This is a genomic window from Streptomyces sp. WAC03905 (assembly GCF_057371075.1).
Map to the genome: position 1 here is coordinate 2209325 of NZ_JBXYDZ010000003.1, position 26217 is coordinate 2235541.

Consider the following 26217-nt stretch of genomic DNA (forward strand, 5'->3'; position numbering starts at 1 on the left):
GGCGACCACCCGCACATCAAGGACCGTCTCATGCGTCCTCTTCGCACAGGCTCGGCCTGATCCCGGCGCTCCAGCGCGCCCGCACCGCCGCTCGAAGCGGCCGTGCCGCATCCCCCGCGTCACGTCGTGTCGCCTCCGTCCACGCGCCCGCCGTCGTTCGGCGCGCCGTACGGGACGACACCCACGCACGCCCCTCCCCTCCCCCTTTTCGCCTTCCGCCGCACGCCCCTTCACCGAGGAGTACCGCCCCGCCATGTCCTTCAACCAGTCCGTCATCGACGAGTTCCGCGCCAACCAGGGAAAGGTCGGCGGTTACTTCGAAGGCAGCGACCTGCTGCTGCTCACGGTCACCGGCGCCAAGTCGGGCGAGGAGCGGACCGTCCCGCTCGGCTACGTCCGCCACGACGACCACCTCCTGGTCATCGGCTCCAACCTGGGCGGGCCGAAGCACCCCGACTGGTACCACAACGTGCTCGCCCACCCGCTGGTCCAGGTGGAGATCGGCGCCGACTCCTTCGAGGCGGTCGCGGTGCCCGCCGAGGGGGAGCGCCGCGACCGGCTGTTCGCGCACGTCGTGGCGGCGGAGCCGGGCTACGGCGAGTACCAGGAGAACACCACCCGGCTGCTGCCCGTGGTGGTGCTGGAGCGCAGCGACCCCGCGCCCGGCGAGGGCCCCGCCGAGATCCGGAGCCTGGCCGACAAGCTGGTCGAGGTCCACGTGTGGCTGCGCGGGCAACTGCGCCACGTCGGCGCCGAGGTGGACGCCTACTTCGCGGCGGTGGCCACGCACCAGGGCCGGGGGGAAGCACCGGCGCCGGGCCTCGGCCTGCAGATCCGCCAGCACTGCCTGGCGTTCTGCCAGACGCTGGAGATCCACCACACGGGCGAGGACGCGCACATGTTCCCCGCCCTCGCGGCGCAGAACCCGCACCTGGAGGACGTCTTCGAGCGGCTGCGGACGGAGCACGTCACGGTGGCGCGGCTGCAGCACGAGCTGAGCGTGCTGCTGGCCGACATCGGCGGGGCGGACCCTGAGCGGTTCCGCAAGGAACTGGCCCGCATGTCGGACGAGCTCAACGCCCACCTCGACTACGAGGAGGAGTCGCTGCTGCCGCTGCTGTCCGAGATCCCCTTCCCGCCCGGGCCGCCGGCCGCGGCCTGACCGCGGGACGCCCCGGTGGGCCCGTCGGCCCGCCGGGGCGCGGGAGTGGGCGGGAGCGCCGCAGGGCTCCGGGGCGTCGCGGCTACCGCCCGGACGCCCCGGCGGGCAGCGCCTGGGCTGCGTACGCACTGGCGTTGGGTCCGAACTGCAGCACGATGTGACCGGCGGCCGAGTGCACGTCCCGCCACAGCCGCTGGAGCGGTGAACTCTCGCTGTGCCCGGCCGTCCCGGAGGCCCGGAACAGCCGGTCCACGGCCCCGACCAGCAGGTCGGCCACCAGCGCACAGTCCCGCTGGGCCCGCGCCGCCTCCAGCGCGGTGATCTCCCGGCCCGAGTCGGCCACCGCCGCGATGCGCTCCAGCAGCAGGCGGGCAGCGTCGATCTCACCGCCCGTCCGGGCGAGGGTCTCCTCGTAGAAGGCACGGCCCGGACCGGGCACTCCCGGGCGCTCGGCGCGCAGTCGGTCCTGCGCGTACGCCGACCAGTACGCGAGGGCGCCCTCGGCCGCGCCGAGCACCGGCAGGCAGAAGAACAGCCCGTTCACGGCGGCGAGTGGTACGCCCGGTACGGCCGCGTCGGCGCCGCCGGCGCGCGCGGCCGAGGGGCGGCCGGTCATCAGGTCGTCGACGGGGAAGGACATCTCGCCGGGCACGTGGACGCCGTCGAGGGTGAGCGTGTGGCTGCCGGTGGCCCGCATGCCGATGTCGGACCACGTCCGCTCGACGGCATAGGCGGAGCGCGGGACGGCGAAGATCCGCCGCTCGCCCGGAGCGTCCGGGGTCTTGGCCAGACCGAGTACGAGCGCCCAGTCCGAGTGCTCGACCGCGCTGACGTACGGCCAGGTTCCGGTCAGCTGCCAGCCTCCGTCCGCCGGCAGGGCCCGGCCGCGCGGAGAGACGGAGCCCACGACGAGCACGTCGGGGCCGTCCTGCCAGAGGCGCTTGCGGCCCTCCTCGGGCAGGAATCCGGCCATCCGGGACAGGCTGAGGGCGATGGAGGCGCACCAGGCCGTGGCCGGACAGGACGCCCCGATCGTGGTCACCGCGTCGGCGAGGGAGCCGAATCCCCCGCCGTGGCCCCCGTGGGCGACGGGCACGAAGTGCCGGGCGAATCCGGCGTCGAGCAGCGCCCGTACGACGTCCGGGTCCAACGAGCGGGCGGCCTCGGCGGCTTCGGCACGGCCGGCCGCGAGGGCGCCCACTTCCCCTGCGGTGACGGCCGGTTCGGGCGCTGACGGTGGTTGCTGCGGCATGGGCCGGCTCTCCTCGCGGTCGGTACGAGGAGCCAACGTCGGCCGACCCGATCGGGCACCGCTACAGGTCCCCTAGGGCACCGCTACAGCCCGACTCGAGTCGCCGGCACCGCGTGGGACATATGTCACAGCGCGCGGCGACCGGTCGACGGCGCGGGTGGGGGGCGCGCATGGAGACCGGTCGGTACGGCCTGCGCAGGTGCCCGATCACCACCCCCGCGCGCTTTATCACGACGGGGCGGGAGATGTGAATCGGGCGTAGACAATCACCGATCCGGAACCTCCTCTACCGCTCACACTTTACTTGATCTTGGGTTGCCGAAGTCGTAGCCTGGCGAGACGTCGGGCCGGCTCCCCACGCATGGCCCGACCTTGCCATCGGGGGTTTTACAGAATGTCAAAAGATTCCTCTCGACCGTCCGAATCGCTGCCCTTCGCGGAAATCAGCATTCTCGGACCATTGAGCGTCGAATTCAACGGACAGTCCATCGTGCCGACCGCGGGAAAACCGCGACAACTGCTCGCCCTCCTCGCCCTGCGCTGCGGCCGGGTCGTCCAGGTACCGACGCTGATGGAGGAGGTGTGGGGTGAGGACATCCCCCGCAGCGGGATGACCACCCTCCAGACCTACGTCCTCCACCTGCGCAGACTCATCGTCGAAGCCCTGCCCGAGGGCTCCGGGCGCACCCCCAAGGACCTGCTGGCCACCCGGTTCAACGGCTACCAGCTCTCCGTGAAGCCGAAGTCGTTCGACCTGATCGAATTTGAGTCACTGGCCGGATCCGGCGACAACGCGCTGGAGCGCGGAGACGCCGAGGCCGCCTCGAAGTACCTGCACCAGGCGCTGGAATTGTGGCGCGGTCCGGCATTGATGGACGTCCCCGTCGGCCGGGTACTCTCCATGGAACTCATGGGCCTCAACGAAGTACGAATGCGGGTTCTCGAACAACGCATTCTCGCTGATCTTTGGCTCGGTAAGAGCGCGAGTCTCATACCCGAACTGCGCAAGCTCGTGGAACAGCATCCGCTGCACGAGAAGCTGGCGGCCTGCCTGATGATCGCCCACCAGCGGTCGGGGTCGGGCTGGCGTGCCCTGGAGGTCTTCCGCGCCCTGCGGGCGGCGTTGATCAACGAGCTCGGTGTCGAGCCGTCCAGCCGTCTCCAGAGCCTCCACCAGGAGCTCCTGTCGAACGCCACCGACCTGTCGCTGCGCGAATACGTCCTGACGTGAGTGCCGACACGGCCGACACGGCAGGCGTACTGGGCGAGGTCGCCGACGGTGTGTTCGCCTACGTCCAACCGGACGGCAGCTGGTGCGTGAACAACGCCGGGCTCATCGTCTCCGACGGCCGGGCCGTCCTGGTCGACACCGCGGCCACGGAGGCACGCGCCCGCCGTCTGCGGTCAGCGGTCCTGGCACAGGGCCGCCGGCGCCGTACGCGGTGGTCAACACTCACTCGCACGGGGACCACACCTTCGGCAACTTCGTGTTCCCCGAGGCGGTCGTGCACGCGCACCACGAGACGCGCCGGGAAATGGCCGCGGCCGGCCTGCACCTGACCGGGTTGTGGCCCGAGGTGGAGTGGGGCGCGCTGGAGGTCGTGCTCCCCGAGGTCACCTACCACCGCGAACTCACGCTGCACGTCGGGGCGGTGACGGCGCACCTGATCCACCTGGAGGTGGCGCACAGCACGAACGACACGGCCGTGTGGGTACCGGAGCGGCGGGTGCTGTTCACCGGGGACGTGGTGATGTCGGGGGTGACGCCGTTCCTGCCGATGGGCTCGGTGGCCGGTTCGCTGCGGGCCGTCGCACGGATGCGGGCGCTCGACCCGGAGGTGGTGGTGGCCGGGCACGGCGTCGTCGGCGGCATCGAGGTGCTCGACACCACGGAGTCGTACCTGCGGTGGCTGCAGGACCTGGCCCGGCAGGGGCTGTCCGCGGGGCTGACGGCGCCGGAGGTGGCCCGGGAAGCCGACCTGGGGCCCTTCGCCGGACTGCTCGACCCGGAGCGGATCGTGCCCAATCTGTACCGGGCGTTCGCCGAGGAGCGGGGCCGCGCGCACGGCGGGGCACTGGACATGGCGGCCGTCATCGCCGAGATGGACACCGTGTTCGAGGAGATGGCCGCCTACCGGGGGGCTCCCCTGGCCTGTCACGCCTGACGCGGCACCACCCGGTACCGCCCCGGCCCGGTCGGGGACGGTGGGCGCGAACCGTCCTCGGCGGTCCGCTCTCGACGGTGCTTCGAGCAGGCCTTGAGGCAGGGCTCGCAGGATCGGCGACGCTCGCGGGCGCCCGGGCACACAGGCAACCGTGCCCGGACGCCCGCTCCGTCGTACCCGAGCCGTCTGGAGTACCCGATGACGTCCGCCGCCAGCCGCTTCGCCGACCTCTACGCCGCGGTGGGGCAGCACTACGCCCGCCAGGTCCAGTTCCTCGACGGCGGGAGGTTCGAGGAGTACGCCGGCACCTTCACCGACGACGGCGAGTTCCAGCACACCCCCGGCGTTCCCCCGGCCCGCACCCCGGCCGGCATCGTCGCCGAGCTGCACTCCTTCCACGAGCGTTTCGCCGACGACCCGGTGCAGCGCCGGCACTGGTTCAACATGATCGACCTCAGCCCGCGCGAGGACGGCGACTTCGACGCCGTGTTCTACGCCCTGGTGCTCACCGTCCGGCCCGGCGTCAAGGAACCGCAGGTCGGCCCCAGTTGTCTGGTCCGGGACGTCCTGGAGATCACCCAGGACTCGGTGCGCAACCGCTCCCGCCGCGTCGAGCACGACCAGCACGCCCAGCTCCTCCGGCCCGCGGCCCGTTGAGCAGCCGCTCCGCGCCGACCGGCCCCCCTCCGAAGGGAGAACCCCCCGTCATGCCCCGCAAGCCCGTCGCCCTGGTGACCGGATCCTCGTCCGGGATCGGCGCCGCGATCGCCCGAAGACTCTCCGCCGAGGGAATGGCGGTGGTGGTCAACGCTGCCAGGAGCGCCGAAGCGGGCCGCCGGCTCGCCGAGTCCCTTCCCGACGCGCGGTTCGTCCAGGCCGACATCTCCGACGAGGAGCAGGTGCGGCGGCTGTTGGACGAGGTCACCGGCGAGTACGGGGCCCTCGACCTGCTGGTCAACAACGCCGGTGTCACCCGGGGCATCCCCCACAAGGATCTCGACGCGGCCACCGCAGAGGTGTGGCGCACCATCCTCGGGGTCAACGTCGTCGGCACCTGGCAGACGGCCGTGGCCGCGATGCCGCTGCTGCGCGCGTCGGGCGCCGGCCACGTCGTCAACATCTCCTCGGTCGCCGGGGTCCGGCCGGCCGGCAGTTCGATCCCCTACGCCGTCAGCAAGGCCGCCGTGAACCACATGACCCGGTTGCTGGCGGCGGCCGTCGGCCCGGACGTGCGTGTGAACGCCATCGCGCCGGGGCTCGTCGACACGCCGTGGACGGAGACCTTCACCGAGATCCGCGAGCGCGTGCGCGAGGCCGTGCCGCTGCGCCGCACCGGCTCCCCGGAGGACATCGCCGAGCTGGTGGTGGGCCTGCACCGGGCCGCCTACACCACCGGCGAGGTGGTGCTCGCCGACGGCGGCGCCCACCTGCTGATCTGAGAGGACGACAGACCGTGAAGCTTGGCGTGAACCTGAGTTACCAGGGCGCCGCGGAGCTGGCCGTGGCGGCCGAGCGGCTCGGCTACGACGTGGCGCTGGCCCCCGAAGGCTACCGCTCCGACGCCGCCAGCGTGCTCGGCCTCGTCGCGGGGCGTACCGAGCGGATCGCGCTCGGCTCCGCCGTGATGCAGATCCCCGCCCGCAGCCCGGCGCTGACCGCGCTGACCGCCGCGACCCTGCAGTCGCTCTCGCACGGCCGGTTCCGGCTGGGCCTGGGGGTGTCCAACCCCGACGTCTCCGAGGGCTGGTACGGGGTCCCCTTCGCGGAGCCGCTGGCCCGGACCCGGGAGTACGTGGAGATCGTCCGGCGGGCCCTGACGGGTGAGCCCGTGCGCTACGAGGGCAGGCACTACCGGCTGCCCTCCTCCGGCTCCGGCGCGGCCCCGCTGCACGTGATCACCGAGCCGGCGGGTGCGCCCGTACCGGTGTACCTGGGGGCCGTCGGTCCGGGGAACCTGGCGCTGGCCGGTGAGATCGCCGACGGGTGGATCGGGGTGTTCGCCGCTCCCGAGCAGGTCGCCGAGTCGGTCGCGCACATCCGGGCGGGCCGGGCGCGGGCCGGGAAGCCGCCGGCGGGGTTCGACGTGATGCCCTGCCTGGCGACCGCGATCGGCGAGGACGCCGACGGGTGCGTCGATCTGCTGCGGGCCCACTACGCCTACCTGATGGGCATCGGGGCGCCGGAGCGGAACTTCTACGTCGCGCTCGCCACGCGGCTGGGCTTCGGGGAGCAGGCCACCGAGGTGGGCCGGCTGGCGCGCGAGGGCGACCGGGCCGGGGCCGCCGCGGCGGTGCCGGCCGGCTTCGTGGAGCTGACCGCACTGACCGGACCGGTGGACCGGGTCGCGGAGCGGATGCGGCAGTACGCGGAGGCGGGCGTCACCACGCTCGGCATCATGATCTCCGCGATGGCCGGGAGCACCGCTGAGCGGATCGCGGTCCTGGAGGGTGCGATGGCCGCACTCGACCGGTCCGGCGTACGCGGCTGAAGGCCTCCGGCGCCGCCGGAGGAGGTGACGCGACGTGGGCGGGGCGCCCCGGGGGGTGCCCCGCCCACGTGTGCCGGCGCGCGGTCCGTGACCCCGGCCTGATCCGCAGGACGCGGCTCAGGCCGCTACGGCGGCGGTGATGCGGTCGATCAGTTCGGCCGGGGAGGGCTGGCCGGCCATCTCGTGGCGCACCTGCCCGGCTGCGTGCCGGAAGGACTCCTCCGTGAGGAGCCGCGCGGCGGCCGCGGCGATCCGGGCGGGGTCCGCCGTCGCCGGCTCCACGGCGAGGCCGACCCCGCGGTCCGTCACCCGGCGGGCGCACAGCTCGTTGTCCGCGCCGCTGGGGACCAGCAGTTGCGGTACGCCGTAGTGCAGGGCGGCCGCGGTGGTGCCCGACCCCCCGTGGTGGACCACCAGCGCGCAGTCGCGCAGGATCCCCGACAGCGGTACGAAGCCGGCCGGGATGAGGTTGGCGGGCAGCGGGCCCAGCGCGCTCAGGTCGGTCTCGTCGTCGGCGAGGACCACTTCCGCGTCCAGTGCGGCCAGGGCGTCGATCAGCAGCCGCAGGGCTTCGGTGCCGCCCGGCAGGAGGGGGGCGACGGTGCCGAGGGTGAGGCAGATGCGGGGTCTGGCGGCCTTGCGCAGTGCCCAGTCGGGCAGCACGGCGCCGCCGTTGTAGGGCACGTAGCGCATCGGCAGCCACGGTACGCCGTCGTACGGATCGGCCTCCTCGTGCTCCAGGCCGCCGAGGCTGGGGGCGCGGGGGTCGATCCGGCCGAGGAGGTCCGGTTCGCGTTCGCCCAGGCCGAGTTCCTCGCGCAGCCGGAGGACGACGGGGCTGTCGTCGGGGACGACGCCGAAGCGCGCGTTGGTCCGGGCGGCCTCGCGCACCCCGGGGTCGCGCATCGACCAGGACACCCGGTTGCCGACTTCCAGTGCGGGCACGCCGAGGGCGACGGCGGCCAGCTTTCCGGCCTGGTGGTCGGAGCAGTAGACGACGAGGTCCGCGCCGAAGTCGCGGCCGGCGGTGACGGTGCCCCGGGTCATCGCGAGGGTGAACAGCTCGAACGGGCGCATGGCACGGGCGAGTTCCCCGTACCCCGCGGGCAGTGCGGGGTCGTCGCACCCGGGCGCGTCGGGTCCCGCGACCAGGTCCTCGCCGACGTCGCGGAGGGGGAACACGTCGACGACGGGCGCCCCCGCCCAGGCGGCCGCCTTCGCCATGTGGGCGGTGGTGGCGATGAGGATTTCGTGGCCCGCCGCGCGCGCCGCCCAGACGAGCGGTACGAGGGGCAGCATCAGCCCGTATCCCGGTGCGGCGGGGAACAGGATCCGCATGAGGACTCCTTCAGATTCGGACGGTTCGGTGGTTCACAGAATTCGGTCGACGCTGCGGAAAACGGCCTCGACGAGCCTGCGGATCCTGCCGTCCATGCTCCCCATCACCGCGGAACCCATATTCGGGACGTAGCCGAATGCCAGCTCGCGCCCGGGGTCGGCGAAAGTGAAGACACCGTTCGCCCCGCTCAGACCGAAAGAATTCTTCAGTCCGGCGTCGGCGGGGAATACCGCACTGTCCGCGAGCTGCACGCCGAGCCCCCAGGTGAGGGGGGTGAGCATGACCTCGCAGGGACCGCTGGAGTGCGGCCGGGCCAGTTCGGCGGTGAGGCCGGGTCGCAGCAGGCGGGTGCCGTCCACCTCGCCGACCAGCGCCGCGAAGAGCCGGGCCAGGGCGTGGGCGCTGGCGAGACCGCCGTACGAGGGGTCCTCGACGGCCGGATCGGCCGGATCCTGGGACATGCTGCCGATGGTCGCCCGGTAGGTGAGCGTGGTGGGTTCGCGGAGTTCGACGACCTCGCCGGGGTCGGCGCCGGCCATCAGCGCCTCCGCCTTCGACTCCAGCATGGTGGCGAGGTGAGCGTCCGTGCCGGCGGGAAGTCCGATGTACGCGTCGAGGCCGAGGGGTCCCGCCAGGTGGCGGGCGAAGTAGCGGCCGACGGTGAGGCCGGTGCGGCGGCGGATCAGCTCGCTCAGCAGGTGCCCGTAGGTGGTGGCGTGGTAGCCGTGCGCGGTGTCCGGCTCCCACTCCGGGCGGGCGGCGGCCAGCGCCTCGGCCACCGGCGTGTGGGCGCGCAGGGACGCCAGCGACAGGGGGGCGTGGTCGAGGCAGACCACTCCCGAGCGGTGGGAGAGGATCATCCGGGGGGTGACGGCCGCCTTGCCGTGGGCGGCGAACTCCGGCCAGTGCGCGGCGACCGGCTCGTCCAGGTCGAGTCGTTCTTCCTGCCACAGGTGCAGGAAGGCCGCGGTGACCAGCGCTTTGGTCGGGGAGGCGAGGACGCCCACGGTGTCCGCCCGCCACGGGTCGGCCCGGTCGGGGTCGGCCCAGCCGGCCCAGAGGTCCACCACCGGGCGGCCGCGGTGGTAGACGCAGACGGCCGCGCCCACCTCCTCCCCGGCCGCGAAGTTCTCCTCGAAGGCGCGCGCGACGTCGGTGAACGCGTCCTCGGCCAGCCCTGCCTGGGGATGTTGCTGCACAGTCTTCCGTCCTTCGCGAGGGAAGTGCCGCCGCCCCGCTCGGGCGGGCCCGGGGGCGGCTTTCGGTCGGCTCCGACCTGTGATGATCCGACCGCCGCTCGGGCCCCGCTCGAATACCGGTCACGTCCCGCTCGTAAAGGAATACAGGAGCCCGTGCGGGGTGACCGGACAGGAAATCGTCTGGCAGGATCGGCGCCATGCGATTGCGCACAAAGGCCTTTCTCCCGGGAAAGCATGCATTCCTCCGGGTGAAGGGGATGGGATTCTCCGCACGGAAGGTGACCGCGTGTTCTCCGGCATAGCTGAATTCCATGACTGGTACGCGGGGCGGCGCCGTGCCCATGGCTACCGGGTGGATCGGATCCCGCTCGAAGCCCTCGACGGCTGGCGCACCGATCCCGACTCCGGAAACCTCGTCCACCGCACCGGGCGCTTCTTCACCGTCGAGGGGCTGGACGTCGCGGACTCCGGCCGGGAGGTGGGCGCCTGGCAGCAGCCGATCATCGTCCAGCCCGAGCAGGGCGTCCTGGGCATCCTGGTCAAGGAGTTCGCGGGCGTCCCCCACTTCCTGCTCCAGGTCAAGATGGAGCCGGGCAACGTCAACGGCCTCCAGCTCTCGCCGACCGTGCAGGCGACCCGGTCCAACTTCACGGGTGCGCACGGCGGCAGGTCGGTCCCCTACCTGGAGTACTTCACCGCGCCCCGCTCGGGCCGGGTCCTGTCCGACGTCCTCCAGTCCGAGCAGGCGTCCTGGTTCCTGGCCAAGCGCAACCGCAACATGATCGTGCAGGTCGACGCGGACGTGGACGTCCCCGTGCTGGAGGACTTCTGCTGGCTGGACTTCGAGCAGATCGCCCGGTTGTTGCGCGAGCCGAACCTGGTCAACATGGACACCCGTACGGTGCTGGCCGGTGCCGCCTCGTGGCGGGACCGCGACGCCGACCTGGTCGCTGACACCTTCCGGGGCGCGCTGGCCCGCTCCTGGGCCCCCGGCAACGTGGCCCTGCACGACACCACCCACCTGCTGAGCTGGTTCACCGAGGCCAAGAACCGCTGCACGCTGACCCGGCAGCTGGTCCCGCTCACCAAGGTCGAGGGGTGGAGCCGGCGCGACGGTGCCGTGGTCCACGACCGGGACCTGCACTTCGCCGTCATGGGGGTGTCCGTCGAGACGGACAGCCGGGAGGTGGCGCGCTGGCACCAGCCCATGTTCGAGCCGCGCAGCCAGGGCGTCATCGCCTTCCTGGTCCGCCGGATCGGGGGCGTGCTGCACGTCCTGATGCAGGCCCGGACCGAGACGGGCGGCTTCGACGGCGTGGAGATGGCGCCGACCGTGCAGTGCCAGCCCGACAGTTACCGCGGGCTGCCCGAGGAGCGCCGGCCGCGGTTCCTCTCCGAGGTGCTGGACGCGCCCACGGAACGGATCCGCTTCGACCGGGTCCATTCGGAGGAGGGCGGCCGCTTCTACCACGCCCAGAACCGCTACCTGCTCGTCGAGGTCGCGGACGACTTCCCGCTGCACGTGCCCGACGACTACGCCTGGATCACCCTGCGCCAGCTCACCGACTTCGTGCGGTACGGCAATCACCTGAACGTCGAGGCCCGGAGCCTGCTGACGTTCGCGGGCTTCTACAAGGAGGACGACGAGTGACCACCCATGTCTGGGACTACCTTCCCGAGTACGAGGCGGAGCGGGAGGACATCCTCGACGCCGTCCAGCAGGTCTTCGCCAGCGGCCGGCTGGTGCTGGGCGAGAGCGTGCGCGGTTTCGAGGCCGAGTTCGCCGCCCGCCACGGCCTGCCCCACTGCGTCGGTGTGGACAACGGCACCAACGCCGTCCAGCTCGCGCTGGAGGCCCTCGGCGTGGGCCGCGGCGACGAGGTCGTCACCGTCTCCAACACCGCCGCCCCGACCGTCGTCGCCATCGACGCGGCCGGCGCCGTCCCGGTGTTCGTCGACGTCCGTGCCGAGGACCACCTGATGGACACCGACCAGGTGGCCGCCGCGATCACCCCGCGCACCAAGGCACTGCTGCCGGTGCACCTGTACGGCCAGTGCGTGGACATGGAACCGCTGCGGCGCCTGGCCGACCAGCACGGGCTGGCGATCGTGGAGGACTGCGCACAGGCTCACGGCGCCCGGCACCACGGTGCTCCGGCCGGGACCATGGGCGACGCCGCGGCGTTCTCGTTCTACCCGACCAAGGTGCTGGGGGCGTACGGCGACGGCGGGGCCGTCCTGACCGGGTCGGCCGACACCGACCGCGCGCTGCGCCGGCTGCGGTACTACGGGATGGAGGAGGTGTACTACGTCGAGCGGACGCCCGGCCACAACAGCCGGCTCGACGAGGTGCAGGCCGAGATCCTGCGCCGCAAGCTGACCCGGCTCGACGCCTACGTGGAGGGCCGTCGCCGGGTGGCGCGCCGTTACGCCGAAGGGCTCGCCGGGCTGTGCGGGCCGGGCGGGCTGACCCTGCCGGCCACGGCCGCGGGCAACGAGCACGTGTACTACGTGTACGTGGTGCGCCACCCGCGCCGCGACGAGATCATCAGCGCCCTCAAGGAGCGCTACGACATCTCCCTCAACATCAGCTATCCGTGGCCGGTCCACACGATGCGCGGCTTCGCCCACCTAGGGGTGGAGGCCGGCTCGCTGCCGGTCACCGAGCGGCTCGCCGGGGAGATCTTCTCTCTGCCCATGTACCCGTCACTGCCGGAGGCCGTGCAGGACAAGGTCATCGAGGCGCTCCACGAAGTCCTCGCGGCGCTCTGACCGCCGGGCCCGCCGTCCGCGGGCCCCGCGTCCGCGGATCCGCCCTCAGCCCTCAGCCCTCAGCCCTCCGCCCTCCGATCGAAAGGCCGTCCCACACCATGCCCGCCAGCACGGACACCCTCATCTACCGCCGCGCCGACGTCTACCACGACTTCTACCACGGCCGCGGCAAGGACTACCGGGCCGAGGCGGCCGTCGTGCGCGAACTCGTCGAAGAGCGCGCCGCGGTGGCCCCCGCCGACGGTTCGCTGCTGGACGTCGCCTGCGGCACCGGCTCCCACCTGGCCGAGCACACCGGCCACTTCGGCCACGTGGCCGGGGTGGACCTGTCCGCCGACATGCTCGCCGTCGCCGCCCGTCTCAACCCCGGGACCGCGCTGACACAGGGCGACATGCGTGACTTCCGGCTCGGCCGCACCTTCTCCGCCGTCACGTGCATGTTCAGCTCGGTCGGATACCTGGAGACGCCCGCCGACCTGGACGCCGCGATCGCGAACCTCGCCGCGCACCTGGAGCCCGGCGGTGTCCTCGTCGTCGAGCCCTGGTGGTGCCCGGAGAGTTTCCGGCCCGGCTGGGTCGGCGCCGACGTGGTCCGGTCCGGGGAGCGCACCATCTCCCGGGTGTCGCACACCGTCCGCGACGGCCGGACCAGCCGGATGGAGGTGCACTACACCGTCGCCGACCCGGGCACCGGTATCGAGCACTTCACCGACACGCACGTCATGAGCCTGTTCGAGCGCACGGAGTACCGGGACGCGTTCCTGCGCGCGGGCCTGGAGCCCGCGTACGTCCGGCACGAGCTCTACGGGCCGGGCCTGTTCGTCGCCCGTCGACCCGGCGGTGCCGCGTGAAGGTCCGCGCACTGGAGGTCGAGGGCGCGTACGCCTTCGAACCCGAGGTCTTCCACGACGAGCGCGGTTCGTTCCGCTCGCCGCACCAGGCGGCCCCCTTCGACGCGGCGCTGGGCGGTCCGCTCTTCCCGGTCGCCCAGGTCAGCACCAGCCGGTCGCGGCGCGGCGTGGTACGCGGGGTGCACTACACGGCGACGCCCGGGTCCATGGCCAAGTACGTGCTCTGCACCGGCGGCCGGGCCCTGGACGTGGTCGTCGACCTGCGGCTCGGCTCGCCCACCTTCGGGCGCAGCGAGCGGGTGGAGCTTCTCCCCGGAGGCGGGCACCGCGCTCTACCTCCCGCCGGGTGTGGGGCACCTGTTCGCCGCGCTGGAGGACGACACCGTGATGGTGTACCTGTTGTCGGCGGCCTACCGGGCGGACAAGGAACGGGCCGTGCACCCGCTGGACCCCGCGCTGGGCCTGGAGCTGCCGGGCGGGCACGACCCAGTGCTGTCCGAGCGCGACCGGGCGGCGCCGACGCTGGCCGCCGCCCGTGGGGCCGGGCTGCTGCCCGCGTACGGAGACTGCGTACCGGCCGGCGGCAGCGGTGGGGGCGGGCGGTGAGCGCGCCCCGGACGGTCGTGGTGCTCGGGGCGTCCGGCTTCCTCGGCTCGGCCGTCGTCCGGGAGCTGGCCGCCGACGGCGCCGTGCGGGTCCGCGCCGTCTCCCGGCGGCCGGTTCCGCTCCCCGAGCCGATCGCCGGGCGGGTGGAGGTGCTGACCGGAGACCTCACCGAACGGGACGTCCTGGCCCGGGCGGTCGCCGACGCCGACGCCGTACTGCCCTTCACGGCGCGGATCCGCGGAGCGTCGGGGTGGCGGCTGTCCGCGGACGACGAGGAGGCGGAGCGGGTCAACGTCGGTGTCGTCCGGGACCTGGTGGCGCTGCTCGCCGAACGGCCGCCCCGCCCCGGTGGCCCGCCGGCGGTCGTGTTCCCGGGCAGCAACACCCAGGTGGGACGGGTGGCGGCCGAGCGCATCGACGGCTCCGAACCGGACCGTCCGGAGGGTGTGTACGACCGGCAGAAGCACGCCGCCGAGTCCCTGCTGAAGGAGGCCGCGGCACAGGGGCTGGCGCGGGCGGTCAGTCTCAGGCTGCCGCCCGTGTACGGGCCGGGCACGGCGACGGCCGACGACCGCGGCGTGGTGTCCACCATGATCCGGCGGGCGCTGGCCGGGGAGCCTCTGACCATGTGGCACGACGGCACGGTCCGCCGTGACCTGCTGTACGTGGAGGACGCCGCCCGGGCGTTCACGACGGCTCTGCGGCACGCGGAGGCGCTGTCCGGCCGCCACTTCCTGATCGGTACCGGGCGGGCCCGGCCGCTCGGTGAGGTGTTCGGTGCCGTCGCGCGCGCCGTGTCACGCAGCACGGGAGCCGAGCCGGTGCCGGTCGTGTCGGTGGAGCCTCCCCCGCATGCGGATCCGACCGACTTCCGCAGCCTGGAGGTCGATCCTTCGGCGTTCACGGCCGCCACGGGCTGGCGGGCACGCACGCCGCTGGACGAGGCCCTGGACCGGACGGTGAGCGCCGTGGCCCGGGAGGCACACCGGCCCTGAGCACGATGACGGCCCCGCCCGGACCGGGGCGGGGCCGTCGCCGTGCGTCGCCTCACGCCCGCAGCGATTCCAGTACGGAGACCACCCGGGCCGGGGCCGGCTGAGCTGCGATCTCCGCGCCGATCTCCGCTGCCCTCTCACGGGAACGGGGGTCCGCCAGCAGGGCGGCCGCCGCGCGGGCGATGCGGGCGCCGGACTGCTCGCCGTCGGCCAGCACCACGGCGGCGCCGCGGGCCTCGATGCGACGGCACGGTTCCAGCATCTTCGGGATCGTGGGGACCAGCAGCTGCGGCACACCCGCGTGCAGGGCGGTCATGGCGGTCTGTCCGCCGCCGTGGTGGACGATGAGGTCGCACGTGGCCAGCAGGGTGTCCAGCGCGAACCAGCCGGCCCGGACGCCAGGCACCTCGGCGGTCAGCGCGTCGGCCACGTCCTGCGGGGCGGCGACCACCAGCTCCCCGTCCAGGCCCTCCACCGTCCGGGCCAGCTCGACCAGTTCGGCGACCCCGTCCGGACCGGAGACCCGGCTCCCCGCGGTGACGCACACCCGCGGTCGGTCCGGCCTGCGCAGCATCCACGGCTCCAGCGGCCGGCGCAGGTTGGCGGGGACGAACCGCATCGGCTGCCGGGGCCCGGGGGCCAGCTCCGCGGCGCGCAGCGTCGGCGGGCAGATGTCCACCCAGAGTTCCGGCACGGGCAGTCCGTCCAGCCCGGCCGCGCCGAGTTCGGCGGCCAGCTCGGCGGTGGCCCCGGCGTCCATCCCGGGCGGTTCCCCGAGGTCCCAGGTGTGCCGCACCCACGGGACGCGCAGCTCGTGGGCGAGCAGCGCCGCCGCGTAGCAGAGCGACCCGCCGACGACGAGGTCGGGGCTCCAGTCGGCGCACAGGGCGCGCAGCCGGGGCAGGCATGCCGCGGCCAGCCGTCCGAATCCCTCCCCGTTGAAGTGGATCCGCTCCTGCGGGTCTGCGGGGACGCTCCGGGCGCGCCCGGAGCGGTCCTCGAACATGAACCGGCGCATGGTTCCGTCGGTGACGGACAGGACGGGCAGCCCGATGCCCGTGACGTACGGGGCCATGTCCTGCGGGGACGCGACGAGGACGTCATGACCGGCGAGGCGGGCGGCCGAGGCGAGCGGGGCGAGGGCGAAGACGGTCGCCGGGCTCCCCCCGGTGATAAAGAGGATCTTCATCGCACGGACGGTGCACCGCGGCACTCGAGAACCGCTGGACCCCCGTCCGTCCTGAGCGCACGTCGAGCGCCTCTTGAGCCGAGGTTGACCGCCCGCGCCTATCAAGGGATCCGGCCGGGTCTCTCCCGGTCCTACCGAGTACCTCTTCGAGAAGGAAACCGATTCGATGTCCCGTCGTGTCGTGATAACCGGTATGGGGGTGCGCGCACCGGGAGGAAGCGGCACGGAGGAGTTCTGGTCCCTGCTGGCCGCGGGTCGTACCGCGACCCGCCGGATCAGCTTCTTCGACCCCACCCCCTTCCGCTCCCAGCTCGCGGGCGAGTGCGACTTCGACGCGGGGGCCGAAGGGCTCACCCCGCGGGAGGTCCGCAGGATGGACCGGGCGACGCAGTTCGCCGTGGTCTGTGCCCGTGACGCGGTGTCGGACAGCCGCCTCGACTTCGGGGCGCTCGATCCCTCCCGGGTCGGCGTGAGCCTGGGCAGCGCCGTCGCCGCCGCGACCAGCCTGGAGCGCGAGTACCTGGTGCTCTCCGATGCCGGACGGCAGTGGGAAGTCGATCCCGGCTACCTGTCGCCGCACATGTACGACTACCTGACCCCCGGGAAGATGCCCGCGGAGGTCGCGTGGACGGTGGGTGCGGAGGGCCCGGTGACCCTGGTGTCCAACGGGTGCACCTCCGGGCTGGACGCGGTCGGCAACGCCGTCCAGCTGATCGTGGACGGCACCGCCGACGTGATGCTCGCCGGAGCGGCAGACACTCCGGTGACCCCGGTCGTGGTGGCCAGCTTCGACGCGATCAAGGCCACCACCAACCGCAACGACGATCCCGCGCACGCCTCGCGCCCCTTCGACGCCTCCCGCAACGGCTTCGTCCTGGCCGAGGGCGCGGCCGTTTTCGTCCTGGAGGAGCTGGAGCGGGCACGGGCGCGCGGCGCGACGATCTACGCCGAGGTCAGCGGGTACGCCACGCGCCTGAACGCCTACCACATGACCGGCCTGAAGACGGACGGCCGGGAGATGGCCGAGGCCATCAGGGTCGCGCTCGACCAGTCGCGGCTGAACGCCGACGCGATCGACTACGTCAACGCCCACGGCTCGGGAACCGTGCAGAACGACCGGCACGAGACGGCGGCGTTCAAGCGCGCGCTGGGGGACCACGCCTACCGCACCCCGATCAGCTCGATCAAGTCCATGGTGGGGCACTCGCTGGGGGCCATCGGCTCCGTGGAGATCGCGGCGTGCGCCCTGGCCATGAAGCACCACGTGGTGCCGCCCACCGCCAACCTGTACCGGGCCGACCCCGAGTGCGACCTCGACTACGTACCGCTGACCGCCCGCGAGCAGCGCGTGGACACCGTGCTGACCGTGGGCAGCGGGTTCGGCGGTTTCCAGAGCGCGATGCTGCTGCGGCGGCCGGAAGGAGTGTCATGACGACCACGGTGTTCACGGGGCTGGGAGTCGTCGCCCCCAACGGGCCGGACGTGGAGGAGTTCTGGTCCGCCACTCTGGAGGGCCGCAGCGGCATCGCCGGTGTCACCGCGTTCGACGCCTCCGGCTACCCGGCCCGGCAGGCCGGCGAGGTGCGGGACTTCGACCCGTCGGCGCACCTGCCGAACCGGCTGCTGCCGCAGACCGACCGGTCCACCCGGTTCGCGCTGGCCGCCGCGGAACGGGCCCTGTCCGACGGCGGCGTGGACCCGGGGGCCCTCGTCGACTACGACATGGGGGTCATCACGGCCAATGCGTTCGGCGGCTTCGAGTTCACCCACCGCGAGTTCGCGAAGCTGTGGTCCAAGGGGCCCCAGTTCGTCAGCGTGTACGAGTCCTTCGCCTGGTTCTACGCCGTCAACACCGGCCAGATCTCCATCCGCCACCAGCTGCGCGGCCCGGGCAAGGCGCTCGTGGCCGAGCAGGCCGGCGGGCTGGACGCGCTCGGGCACGCCCGGCGGGCGCTGCGCCGCGGCGAGGCGAAGCTGGTCGTCACCGGCGGTGCGGACTCGGCGCTGGACCCGTGGGGCTGGGCCGCGCAGTGGTCGGGCGGCCGGGTGGCCGCTTCCGGGGAGTACCGGCCCTTCGACCGGACGGCGAGCGGGCACGTGCCCGGGGAGGGCGCCGCGATCCTCGTCCTGGAGGACGCGGAGGCGGCTCGCGGGCGCGGTGTGTCCCGCGTGTACGGCGAACTCGCCGGGCAGGCGTCCACCTTCGACCCTCCGCCCGGATCGCCGAGGCCTCCGGCCCTGCGCCGCGCCGTCGAACTCGCCCTGGCCGAGGCCGGGACCGCCCCGGCCGACGTGGACGTGGTCTTCGCGGACTCGGCGGGCCTGCCCGCCCTCGACCGGGGTGAGGCCGAGGCCCTGCGCGAGGTGTTCGGCCCGCACGGCGTCCCGGTGACCGCGCCCAAGGCACTGACCGGGCGGCTGCACTCCGCGGGCGGGCCGCTGGACGTGGTGGCGGCGCTGCTGTCGCTGCGCGACGGGGTGATCCCGCCGACCGCGAACACCGACGACGTGCCGGAGGAGTACGGCATCGACCTGGTCCGCAAGGCCCCCCGGGAGGCACGGCTGTCGACGGCACTCGTCCTCGCCCGGGGTACGGGCGGCTTCAACTCGGCCGCTGTCGTCCGGGCGTACGACCTCTGATGGAACGAACAGTGACGATCAAGGAGATGGAACGATGAGCGACCCGACCACCACCACGATGACCCTGGACGACCTGCGCCGGATCCTGTCGGAATCCGCCGGCAGCGAGGGCGGCCAGCTCGACGGGGACATCCTCGACACCGCCTTCACGGAGCTGGGCTACGACTCGCTGGCGCTGCTGGAGACCTCGGCCGTGGTCCAGCGCGAGTACGGCGTGGAGATCCCGGACAAGGTCGCCACCCCGCGCGAGCTGCTGGACGCCGTCAACGGCTCCCTCCCCGCGGCGGGCTGAGGCATGCGTCGGCACACCCGGCACGCCCTGACCTCCACCGCGCCGCCGCAGGCGCTGTACGACCTCGCCGCCGATGTCAGCCGGTGGCCGGCCGTGTTCGAGCCGAGCGTCGCCGCGCACTACCTGGAGCGCGGCGAGCTCTCGGAGCGGTTCCGGCTGTGGGCCACGGTGGGGGGCGAGATCAAGACCTGGGTGTCGCGCCGCACCCTGGACCCGCTGAATCTGCGGATCCGGTTCGATCAGGAGGAGAGCGCCGCGCCCATCGCCTCGATGGGCGGCGAATGGATCTTCGAGGTGCGTGAGGACGGCGGTACGGACATCGTCCTGCTGCACGACTTCACGGCGGTCGGCGACGACCCGGACACCGTGGAATGGATCAACGCCGCGCTGGACCGCAACAGCCCGTCGGAGCTGGCGGCTCTGGCCCGCATCGCCGAGCTCGGCGCGGACGCGGGCGATCTGGTCCTGTCCTTCTCCGACACGGTCGGCCTGGACTGCACCGCGCAGGAGGCCTATGCGTTCGTGCACCGCGCGGACCTGTGGCCCGAGCGGCTCCCCCACGTGGGCCGGGTGGAGCTCACCGAGGACGCGGCCGGAGTGCAGGAGATGGAGATGGACACCGTCACCGCGGACGGAGCGGCGCACACCACCCGCTCGGTGCGCGTCTGCCGGCCCGGGGAACGGATCGCCTACAAGCAGCTGGTGCCACCGCGGCTGCTGCTCGGGCACAGCGGTGTCTGGGAGTTCACGGACGCCGGGGCGGGGACGGGTGCCCGGGTCACGGCCCGGCACACGGTGGTGATCGACCCCGCCGCCGTGGAGGAGGTCCTCGGTGCGGGGGCCACGGTGGCCGATGCCCGCCGCCACCTGCGCGACGTACTCGGCCGGAACAGCCGTAGGACGCTGGAGCTGGCGGACCGCACCGCTGCCGCCTGACCTCGGCGGCACGCCCCCCGGAGCACGCTTTCGGCCTCCAGGATCCTGGGAGATCCTGGAGGCCGAAGGCGTGCGCGGGGTCCGACGGCCGGCGGGGCCGGTCGGCTCAGGCGGAGCGGCGCCAGAAGACGCTGTACTCGTCGATGGCCTCGACCGCGTCCGTGATGCCGTGCTTCTCGCGGAATTCGTCCACGGCCTTGCGGCAGGCCGGAATGAAGTAGTCGTCGATCACGACGAAACCGCCGGTGGAGAGCTTGGGGTAGAGGTTGTCGAGCGCGTCGAGCGTGGACTCGTACAGGTCGCCGTCGAGGCGCAGCACCGCGAGGCGCTCGACGGGAGCGGTCGGCAGCGTGTCCTTGAACCAGCCCGGGAGGAAGCGGACCTGCTCGTCAAGGAGTCCGTAGCGGCCGAAGTTCTCGCGCACCGCGTCCGCGGTGACTCCGAGGACGCCGTTGCAGCGGTGCAGCGCCATCTCCCGGTCCAGGGGGTGGCCGTCCTCGCCGGTGTCCGGAATGCCCTCGAAGGAGTCGGCGAGCCAGACGGTCCGGTCGGTGATCCCGTGGGCCTTGAAGTATCCGCGGGCGAAGATGCAGACGCCGCCGCGCCAGACGCCGGTCTCGATGAAGTCACCGGGTACGCCGTCGGCGACGACCCGGTCGAGGAGGGTGCGGATGTTGCGGATGCGCTTGAGGCCCACCATGGTGTGCGCGACGCTCGGCCAGTCGGTGCCGGTCTCGCGGTTCTCGGGGCGGAACTCGTGCTCGGGGAACCACTCGTTGGGGATCGGGGCGTCCTCGTAGACGAGGTTGGTGACGACCTTTTCCAGCAGGTCCAGGTAGAGCTCGGCCGTGTTCTCCATGAGGAGGGGGTGTCCTTTCGGGTCTTCGGGCGGCGCGTGGGCGCGGGCGGATGCGGTGGGCCGGAGGCCGGTCAGTAGTTGCCCAGGCCGCCGCAGACGTTGAGGGCCTGCGCGGTGACGGAGGCGGCGCCCGGGCCGACGAGGTAGTCGACCATCGCCCCGACCTCCTCGGGCAGGACGTACCGGCCGACCGGCACGCGGGCGCTGACGCGGGCATGGGCCTCGTCGACGGTGACGTCCCACAGACCGGCGTACGTCTCACGGACCCGGGCGGCCATCGGCGTCTCCACGAAGCCGGGGCAGACGGCGTTGACGGTGACCCCGGTCCGGGCCAGCTCCAGGCCGAGGGACTTGGAGAAGCCGACGACCCCGTGCTTGGAGGCCGAGTACGGGGCGCCGTGCAGGACGCCCTGCTTGCCGCCGGTGGAGGCGATGTTGATGATGCGGCCCCAGCCCTGCTCCAGCATGCCGCCGTGGTTGAGGACGTCCTTCGTCATCAGGAAGACGCTGTTGAGGTTGGTGTTGATGACGTCGAGCCAGAGCTCGTCGGGCACCTCGCGGGTCACGCCGCCGCCGGAACGGCCCGCGTTGTTGACGAGGATCCCCACCGGGCCGAAGCGCTCGGTCGCGGCCCGCACGAAGGCGGTGATGTCCTCGCGGTCGGTCACGTCCAGGGCCCGGCCGTCCACGTCCAGCCCATCGGAGCGCAGTGCGGCGACGGTGTGCTCCACCCGCTCCGCGGTCCGGGCGCCCAGGAAGACGCGGTGGCCGGCGCGGGCCAACCGGGTGGCGATCTCCAGGCCGATGCCGCTGGTGGCTCCGGTGACGAGGGCGGTGCGCGCGTCTGCGTGGGCAGGGGCATTGGCGTTGGCGTTGGCGTTGGCCATGTTTCCTCCGCGTAGGGGTCGGCTGGGAGGCGCCACGCTCGCAGCGGCCGCTCAAAGCGTCCTTCACGGTCCCTGGAAAACCGCTAGAGCGCGGACGCGACGGCCCGTCCTCAGGCGTCGCGGGTCCGCTCCCCGAGCGACCGGTACACGGCGGCGACCAGACGGTGGGCCCGGTCGTTCATGCGGCCGATGGTGCGCGAGCCCGCGTTCTGGACGTAGGCGAAGGCCAGTTCGTGGTCCGGGTCGGCGAAGACGAAGGTGCCGTTGGCGCCGTCGAAGCCGAAGGCCCGGGGCCCGAGTCCGGCGGAGGCGGGGAAGACCGGGCTGTCGGGCAGCATGAAGCCGAGGCCCCAGGTGCTGGGCAGCAGTACCACCTCGCAGGTGCCGCGGGAGTGGGGGCGGGCCAGTTCGCGGGTGCGTTCGGGGCTGATGACGCGGGTGCCGTCGACCTCGCCGACCAGGGCGGCGAACAGCCGGGACAGCGAGCCTGCCGCGGCGAGACCTCCGTAGGAGGGGTCCTCGACGGAGGGGTCCAGTGGGTCGTGCAGCCGCATGCTGCCGATCATGGCCCGGTGGGTGAGCGAGCCGGGTTCGCCGAGCGCCCGGAGCATGTCCAGCTCCGTTCCCGGGTCGGCGCCGTCCATCAGCGCCTCCGCCTTCGACTCCAGCATGGTGGCGAGGTGGGCGTCCGTGCCGGCGGGGAGTCCGATGTACGCGTCGAGGCCGAGGGGCCCCGCCAGGTGGCGGGCGAAGTAGCGGCCCGCGGTGAGGCCGGTGCGGCGGCGGATCAGCTCACTGAGCAGGTGCCCGTAGGTGGTGGCGTGGTAGCCGTGCGCGGTGTCCGGCTCCCACTCCGGGCGGGCGGCGGCCAATGCCTCGGCCACCGGCGTGTGGGCGCGCAGGGCGGAGGGGGTGAGCGGTGCGTGGTCCAGGCAGACGATGCCGGAGCGCTGCGTGAGGATCATGCGGGGGGTGACGGCCGCCTTGCCGTGGGCGGCGAACTCCGGCCACTGCGCGGCGACCGGCTCGTCCAGGTCCAGCCGTTGCCGGTCGGCGAGGTGCAGGTAGGCAGCGGTGACCAGTGCCTTGGTCGGGGAGGCGAGCACCGCGAGCGTGTCCGAACGCCACGGATCGGTGCGCTCGGGATCGGCCCAGCCGCCCCGGAGGTCCACCACCGGGCGGCCCCGGTGGTAGACGCCGACGGCGGCCCCCACCTCCTCGCCCGCCGCGAAGTTCTCCTCGAAGACCCGCGCCACCTCGCCGAACGCGTCCGCGGCCAGCCCTGCCTGGGGGTACTCGTGCACTGTGTTCCGTCCTTCGCACCGGGAGAGCGGCCCTCCTTCCTGACGGCCGACTGCCGTCTCTCTACGAACCGCCGCTCGGGCCCTGCTCGAGCGGCGGACGGGAAGGGCGTGGAGGACGCGGCGGGAGGCGCGGAAGGGGAGGAAGGGGCGGGACGGCTGGGGCCGCGCTCCCGACGGCGGTCAGCCCGCCGAGGCGAGGACCAGGGGGAGGACCTGGTCGGCGCCCGCCCGCCGGAGCAGACGGGCGGCGACCGCGAGGGTCCAGCCGGAGTCGGTGCGGTCGTCCACGAGCAGGACCGGGCCGGAAGCGCCGGCGAGCGCCCCTGCCAGGTCCTCGGGCACGGCGAACGCGTCGGACAGCGCCCGCAGCCGCTGGGCGGAGTTGCTGCGGCGTGCGGCGTGCGCTCCGCCCGGCCCGGTGTAGGACAGGGTGCCGAGGAACGGCAGCCGCCCGATGGCCGCGATCCCCTGGGCCAGGGATTCGACCAGCTGCGGGCGGGTCAGGGAGGGGACGGCGACGACTCCGACCGGCCGGGCGGAGGCGTCGGCGACGTTCGGCGCCCAACCGCCGGGCGAACGGGCCCAGTCGGCGAGGACGGCCACCGCGGCGTTCAGGACGTCCTCGGGGACCTGCACGTCGGGCGCGTTGTCCGCCAGGAGGGGGCGCAGCCGGTTGCCCCAGCCGATGTCCGAGAGCCGCCCGAGGGCACGGCCGGTGGAACACTGCTCGCCGGCGGGGATCCGCCCCTTGAGGTCGACCCCGAGGGCCGGCATCCCGGTGGGCCACATGCGGCGCGGTTCGACCTCCACGCCCGGGCGGTCCAGCTCCTTCGCCGCCCCGGTCAGCATCTCCGCCGAGACGGCGGAGTCCGCCCACGGACCCGCGCAGTTGTCGCAGCGGCCGCACGGGGCGGCCCCCTCGTCGTCGAGCTGCCGGCGCAGGAACTCCATGCGGCACCCCGTCGTGCTGACGTAGTCGCGCATGGCCTGCTGTTCGGCGGCGCGCTGCCGGGCGACCCACGCGTACCGCTCGGAGTCGTAGGTCCATTGCCGGCCGGTGGAGGACCAGCCGCCCTTGACGCGCTTGACCGCGCCGTCCACGTCGAGGACCTTCAGCATGGTCTCCAGCCGGGTGCGGCGCAGGTCCACCGCCGCTTCCAGCGCGGGTACGGACAGGGGCCGTCCGGCGTCGTCGAGGGCCGCGAGGGTCTGGCGGACCTGCGCCTCCGGGGGGAAGGCGGTGTCGGCGAAGTAACGCCAGATGGCCTCGTCCTCCTTGCCGGGCAGCAGCAGTACGTCGGCGTGCTCGACGCCGCGGCCGGCGCGGCCCACCTGCTGGTAGTAGGCGATCGGCGAGGACGGCGAGCCGAGGTGGACCACGAAACCGAGGTCCGGCTTGTCGAAGCCCATGCCCAGCGCGGACGTCGCCACCAGGGCCTTGACCCGGTTCTCCTGCAGGTCGGTCTCCGCCTGCAGCCGGTCGGCGTTCTCCGTACGGCCCGTGTACGGGGCCACCTTGAAACCGCGCTGGCGCAGGAAGGCGGTGGCCTCCTCGGCCGCGGCGACCGTGAGGGCGTAGACGATCCCGGAGCCCGGCAGGTCGTCGAGGTGCTCGGCGAGCCAGGCCAGCCGGTGGGCGGCGTCCGGCAGCCGGACCACGCCCAGCCGCAGGCTCTCGCGCTCCAGCGGTCCGCGCAGCACCAGGGCCTCCCCGGCGCCGGTGCCCAGCTGCTCGGCCACGTCCGCCGTGACCCGCGCGTTGGCGGTCGCCGTGGTGGCCAGCACGGGCACACCGGGGGCGAGCTCGGCCAGCATGGCCCGCAGCCGGCGGTAGTCGGGGCGGAAGTCGTGCCCCCAGTCGGAGATGCAGTGGGCCTCGTCGACCACCAGGAGACCGGTCGTGGCCGCCAGCTTGGGCAGCACCTGTTCGCGGAAGTCCACGGAGTTGAGCCGTTCCGGGCTGACGAGGAGCACGTCGGTCTCGCCGTGCTCCACCTCCCGGTAAATGGTGTCCCACTCCTCCGGGTTGGCGGAGTTGATGGTGCGCGCCCGGATCCCGGCCCGTGCAGCCGACTCGACCTGGTTGCGCATCAGCGCCAGCAGCGGGGAGATGATCACCGTGGGGCCGGAGCCCCGGCGGCGCAGCAGGGCGGTGGCGACGAAGTACACGGCCGACTTCCCCCAGCCGGTGCGCTGCACCACCAGTGCCCGGCGGCGGTCTCGGACCAGGGCCGCCACCGCCTGCCACTGGTCCTCGCGCAGCCGCGCCGAGCCCCCGGGGTCGCCGACCAGCTCGGCGAGGATCGTGTCGGCTTCGGTGCGCAGCTCCTGGTTGTCCATGCCCCCATGCAACCCGATGGCTACGACACTCGGCCACTTCACCCCGCGGAGACGGCGTTCTCGCTGGTGCCGACGGTCCGCGGGAGACCGGATGCGTCATTCTCGGCGTGGCGGGGCAAGGATATGAACGGCATACCGGCGAATTCCGGTCGGCGGCGTCAATTGCTCGTTGCCGCATGCTCGGAAGCCACGCGAGAATCGGAGTGCTCCCGCTCGGCTCCTCGGCACCCTCCTGGGCCGCGCTGCGGCGCGCCCCGACTCCAGCCGTGCCCGTCCGCGGGCGTGTACCCGAAGGGAGGAACGTGACCTTCGGATTCACGCCGCCTTCGACATCGTCCCTCTCCACGGCCACCGGCGGCGCGAGCCGGCACGGCCGACTGCTGGAACCGTCCGAGTGGACGTCCGCGGGCATCCCCCTGCTGCGCAATCCGCGCGAGGTGGTCAGCGGCCTGCACTCCCGGCACGGCCCGGTGCCCTCGACCGCGGTGATCGCCGTCCTCGGCCCGGAGGAGCAGCTGGTGGCGAGCGCCTCCTTCGTGCAGCGCTCGGCGTCGGCCGACGGCTGGGAGTACCGCAACGCCCTGCTGTCCCGGCTGCGCCGGGTGCTCCCGCACGACCTGCGGCGACGCACCCCCGTACGGACGGCCGTGCTGCTGTACTGCCGCGAGGGCGACGAGCGCTGGACCCCGGAGGACGGCGCCTGGATGTGGGGCCTGCGGGACGCCTGCACCCTGCACGGGCTGCGCTGCGGCGCGTACATCACCCTGACCCGTGACGGATGGCAGGTGCTGGGCGAGGACCGTGGTGGCCGGCGGCCCAGCTCGGACTCGCGGCCCCAGCGCCTCGGGGACACCGTGGCCGAATTCGCACCGGTCGCCCTGCACACCGGCGGCGGCTCCGTCGAGGCCCTGCGCCGGACCGCCGCCCGCTGACGGCCGCAC

General features: G+C 73.2%; 24 protein-coding genes and 1 pseudogene. 17 read left to right on the plus strand and 8 right to left on the minus strand.

Translation table 11 applies throughout. The features are described 5' to 3' along the window. Window positions 1-253: 253 nt before the first annotated feature. Window positions 254-1162 carry a nitroreductase/quinone reductase family protein gene (locus tag AC2RP6_RS12295; protein WP_486446273.1) on the plus strand — a complete coding sequence of 303 codons (909 nt, stop codon included), beginning with the start codon at window positions 254-256 and terminating at the stop codon, window positions 1160-1162. Window positions 1163-1244: 82 nt separating this feature from the next. Here AC2RP6_RS12295 and AC2RP6_RS12300 read toward each other — a convergent pair whose 3' ends face one another. Then, entirely contained in the window at window positions 1245-2414 is a 1170-nt protein-coding gene (locus AC2RP6_RS12300) for an acyl-CoA dehydrogenase family protein (protein WP_486446274.1), read from the minus strand. Window positions 2415-2874: 460 nt separating this feature from the next. Between AC2RP6_RS12300 and AC2RP6_RS12305 the strand changes: the two genes are divergently transcribed. From AC2RP6_RS12305 to AC2RP6_RS12325, 5 genes are all read left to right on the plus strand, one after another. Continuing rightward, window positions 2875-3645: an AfsR/SARP family transcriptional regulator gene (locus AC2RP6_RS12305; protein WP_486446275.1), complete on the plus strand. Its 771-nt coding sequence runs from the start codon at window positions 2875-2877 to the stop codon at window positions 3643-3645. A gap of 211 nt (window positions 3646-3856) precedes the next feature. Next, a complete protein-coding gene (locus tag AC2RP6_RS12310; RefSeq protein ID WP_486446276.1) occupies window positions 3857-4579 on the plus strand; it encodes an MBL fold metallo-hydrolase in 723 nt (240 codons plus the stop codon). Window positions 4580-4777: 198 nt separating this feature from the next. Beyond that, entirely contained in the window at window positions 4778-5236 is a 459-nt protein-coding gene (locus tag AC2RP6_RS12315; protein ID WP_486446277.1) for a nuclear transport factor 2 family protein, read from the plus strand. A gap of 50 nt (window positions 5237-5286) precedes the next feature. Then, window positions 5287-6018, plus strand: a complete 732-nt coding sequence (locus AC2RP6_RS12320; RefSeq protein ID WP_486446278.1) for an SDR family NAD(P)-dependent oxidoreductase — start codon at window positions 5287-5289, stop codon at window positions 6016-6018. A gap of 14 nt (window positions 6019-6032) precedes the next feature. After that, window positions 6033-7067, plus strand: coding sequence for an LLM class flavin-dependent oxidoreductase (locus AC2RP6_RS12325; RefSeq protein ID WP_486446279.1), 1035 nt, complete (start codon window positions 6033-6035; stop codon window positions 7065-7067). Window positions 7068-7184: 117 nt separating this feature from the next. Here the strand turns inward: AC2RP6_RS12325 and AC2RP6_RS12330 are convergent, their stop codons facing one another. Beyond that, complete coding sequence (locus AC2RP6_RS12330; RefSeq protein WP_486446280.1) at window positions 7185-8405, minus strand: nucleotide disphospho-sugar-binding domain-containing protein; 1221 nt, start codon at window positions 8403-8405, stop codon at window positions 7185-7187. 33 nt (window positions 8406-8438) lie between these two features. Continuing rightward, window positions 8439-9605, minus strand: a complete 1167-nt coding sequence (locus AC2RP6_RS12335) for a serine hydrolase domain-containing protein (protein WP_486446281.1) — start codon at window positions 9603-9605, stop codon at window positions 8439-8441. A 286-nt stretch (window positions 9606-9891) separates the two neighbouring features. Here AC2RP6_RS12335 and AC2RP6_RS12340 point away from each other — a divergent pair, with 286 nt between their 5' ends. The 6 genes and pseudogenes from AC2RP6_RS12340 (at window position 9892) to AC2RP6_RS12365 (ending at window position 14829) form a co-directional block, all read left to right on the plus strand. After that, window positions 9892-11256 (plus strand): NDP-hexose 2,3-dehydratase family protein, encoded by a 1365-nt coding sequence (locus AC2RP6_RS12340; RefSeq protein WP_486446282.1) that lies wholly within the window; start codon window positions 9892-9894, stop codon window positions 11254-11256. Next, complete coding sequence (locus AC2RP6_RS12345; protein ID WP_486446283.1) at window positions 11253-12377, plus strand: DegT/DnrJ/EryC1/StrS family aminotransferase; 1125 nt, start codon at window positions 11253-11255, stop codon at window positions 12375-12377. Before AC2RP6_RS12340 ends, AC2RP6_RS12345 begins: the two co-directional genes overlap by 4 nt. Before the next feature lie 98 nt (window positions 12378-12475). Continuing rightward, the gene (locus AC2RP6_RS12350; RefSeq protein WP_486446284.1) at window positions 12476-13228 is read left to right on the plus strand and encodes a class I SAM-dependent DNA methyltransferase; all 753 of its coding nucleotides are present in this window, start codon (window positions 12476-12478) and stop codon (window positions 13226-13228) included. Continuing rightward, window positions 13225-13458: pseudogene (locus AC2RP6_RS12355) on the plus strand (dTDP-4-dehydrorhamnose 3,5-epimerase family protein); the annotation flags it as partial. The gene AC2RP6_RS12350 and the pseudogene AC2RP6_RS12355, both read left to right, overlap by 4 nt. A gap of 118 nt (window positions 13459-13576) precedes the next feature. Beyond that, a complete protein-coding gene (locus AC2RP6_RS12360; protein ID WP_486450307.1) occupies window positions 13577-13834 on the plus strand; it encodes a dTDP-4-dehydrorhamnose 3,5-epimerase family protein in 258 nt (85 codons plus the stop codon). Beyond that, complete coding sequence (locus tag AC2RP6_RS12365) at window positions 13831-14829, plus strand: NAD-dependent epimerase/dehydratase (protein WP_486450308.1); 999 nt, start codon at window positions 13831-13833, stop codon at window positions 14827-14829. Before AC2RP6_RS12360 ends, AC2RP6_RS12365 begins: the two co-directional genes overlap by 4 nt. A 52-nt stretch (window positions 14830-14881) precedes the next feature. Here the strand turns inward: AC2RP6_RS12365 and AC2RP6_RS12370 are convergent, their stop codons facing one another. Further along, window positions 14882-16018, minus strand: a complete 1137-nt coding sequence (locus AC2RP6_RS12370) for a nucleotide disphospho-sugar-binding domain-containing protein (protein ID WP_486446285.1) — start codon at window positions 16016-16018, stop codon at window positions 14882-14884. A gap of 166 nt (window positions 16019-16184) precedes the next feature. Here AC2RP6_RS12370 and AC2RP6_RS12375 point away from each other — a divergent pair, with 166 nt between their 5' ends. From AC2RP6_RS12375 to AC2RP6_RS12390, 4 genes are read left to right on the plus strand one after another with little or no spacing between them, the layout of a single operon-like run. Beyond that, complete coding sequence (locus AC2RP6_RS12375) at window positions 16185-17450, plus strand: beta-ketoacyl-[acyl-carrier-protein] synthase family protein (protein WP_486446286.1); 1266 nt, start codon at window positions 16185-16187, stop codon at window positions 17448-17450. Continuing rightward, window positions 17447-18658, plus strand: a complete 1212-nt coding sequence (locus tag AC2RP6_RS12380) for a ketosynthase chain-length factor (RefSeq protein WP_486446287.1) — start codon at window positions 17447-17449, stop codon at window positions 18656-18658. The genes AC2RP6_RS12375 and AC2RP6_RS12380 overlap by 4 nt, the downstream gene beginning before the upstream one ends. 34 nt (window positions 18659-18692) lie before the next feature. Further along, entirely contained in the window at window positions 18693-18950 is a 258-nt protein-coding gene (locus AC2RP6_RS12385; RefSeq protein ID WP_486446288.1) for an acyl carrier protein, read from the plus strand. Window positions 18951-18953: 3 nt separating this feature from the next. Continuing rightward, window positions 18954-19886 (plus strand): aromatase/cyclase, encoded by a 933-nt coding sequence (locus AC2RP6_RS12390; protein ID WP_486446289.1) that lies wholly within the window; start codon window positions 18954-18956, stop codon window positions 19884-19886. Between the two features lie 106 nt (window positions 19887-19992). On the opposite strand, the gene AC2RP6_RS12395 is transcribed toward AC2RP6_RS12390, so the two are convergent. From AC2RP6_RS12395 to AC2RP6_RS12410, 4 genes are all read right to left on the minus strand, one after another. After that, window positions 19993-20745 (minus strand): TylF/MycF family methyltransferase, encoded by a 753-nt coding sequence (locus AC2RP6_RS12395; RefSeq protein ID WP_486446290.1) that lies wholly within the window; start codon window positions 20743-20745, stop codon window positions 19993-19995. A gap of 71 nt (window positions 20746-20816) precedes the next feature. Continuing rightward, complete coding sequence (locus AC2RP6_RS12400; protein ID WP_486446291.1) at window positions 20817-21632, minus strand: SDR family NAD(P)-dependent oxidoreductase; 816 nt, start codon at window positions 21630-21632, stop codon at window positions 20817-20819. Window positions 21633-21742: 110 nt separating this feature from the next. Next, the gene (locus AC2RP6_RS12405) at window positions 21743-22936 is read right to left on the minus strand and encodes a serine hydrolase domain-containing protein (RefSeq protein ID WP_486446292.1); all 1194 of its coding nucleotides are present in this window, start codon (window positions 22934-22936) and stop codon (window positions 21743-21745) included. A gap of 180 nt (window positions 22937-23116) precedes the next feature. After that, on the minus strand, window positions 23117-25276 hold the full coding sequence (locus AC2RP6_RS12410) for a RecQ family ATP-dependent DNA helicase (RefSeq protein ID WP_486446293.1): 2160 nt from the start codon (window positions 25274-25276) through the stop codon (window positions 23117-23119). A gap of 302 nt (window positions 25277-25578) precedes the next feature. Between AC2RP6_RS12410 and AC2RP6_RS12415 the strand changes: the two genes are divergently transcribed. Further along, on the plus strand, window positions 25579-26208 hold the full coding sequence (locus AC2RP6_RS12415) for a hypothetical protein (RefSeq protein WP_486446294.1): 630 nt from the start codon (window positions 25579-25581) through the stop codon (window positions 26206-26208). Window positions 26209-26217: the final 9 nt, after the last annotated feature.

Bases quoted from the DNA above. Each gene is read 5' to 3' on its own strand.
- AC2RP6_RS12295 (WP_486446273.1), top strand. From the start codon at position 254: ATGTCCTTCAACCAGTCCGTCATCGACGAGTTCCGCGCCAACCAGGGA.
- AC2RP6_RS12315 (WP_486446277.1), top strand. From the start codon at position 4,778: ATGACGTCCGCCGCCAGCCGCTTCGCCGACCTCTACGCCGCGGTGGGG.
- AC2RP6_RS12380 (WP_486446287.1), top strand. From the start codon at position 17,447: ATGACGACCACGGTGTTCACGGGGCTGGGAGTCGTCGCCCCCAACGGG.
- AC2RP6_RS12410 (WP_486446293.1), bottom strand. From the start codon at position 25,276: ATGGACAACCAGGAGCTGCGCACCGAAGCCGACACGATCCTCGCCGAG.
- AC2RP6_RS12390 (WP_486446289.1), top strand. From the start codon at position 18,954: ATGCGTCGGCACACCCGGCACGCCCTGACCTCCACCGCGCCGCCGCAG.
- AC2RP6_RS12370 (WP_486446285.1), bottom strand. From the start codon at position 16,018: ATGAAGATCCTCTTTATCACCGGGGGGAGCCCGGCGACCGTCTTCGCC.
- AC2RP6_RS12300 (WP_486446274.1), bottom strand. From the start codon at position 2,414: ATGCCGCAGCAACCACCGTCAGCGCCCGAACCGGCCGTCACCGCAGGG.
- AC2RP6_RS12320 (WP_486446278.1), top strand. From the start codon at position 5,287: ATGCCCCGCAAGCCCGTCGCCCTGGTGACCGGATCCTCGTCCGGGATC.
- AC2RP6_RS12400 (WP_486446291.1), bottom strand. From the start codon at position 21,632: ATGGCCAACGCCAACGCCAACGCCAATGCCCCTGCCCACGCAGACGCG.
- AC2RP6_RS12395 (WP_486446290.1), bottom strand. From the start codon at position 20,745: ATGGAGAACACGGCCGAGCTCTACCTGGACCTGCTGGAAAAGGTCGTC.
- AC2RP6_RS12330 (WP_486446280.1), bottom strand. From the start codon at position 8,405: ATGCGGATCCTGTTCCCCGCCGCACCGGGATACGGGCTGATGCTGCCC.
- AC2RP6_RS12350 (WP_486446284.1), top strand. From the start codon at position 12,476: ATGCCCGCCAGCACGGACACCCTCATCTACCGCCGCGCCGACGTCTAC.
- AC2RP6_RS12385 (WP_486446288.1), top strand. From the start codon at position 18,693: ATGAGCGACCCGACCACCACCACGATGACCCTGGACGACCTGCGCCGG.
- AC2RP6_RS12375 (WP_486446286.1), top strand. From the start codon at position 16,185: ATGTCCCGTCGTGTCGTGATAACCGGTATGGGGGTGCGCGCACCGGGA.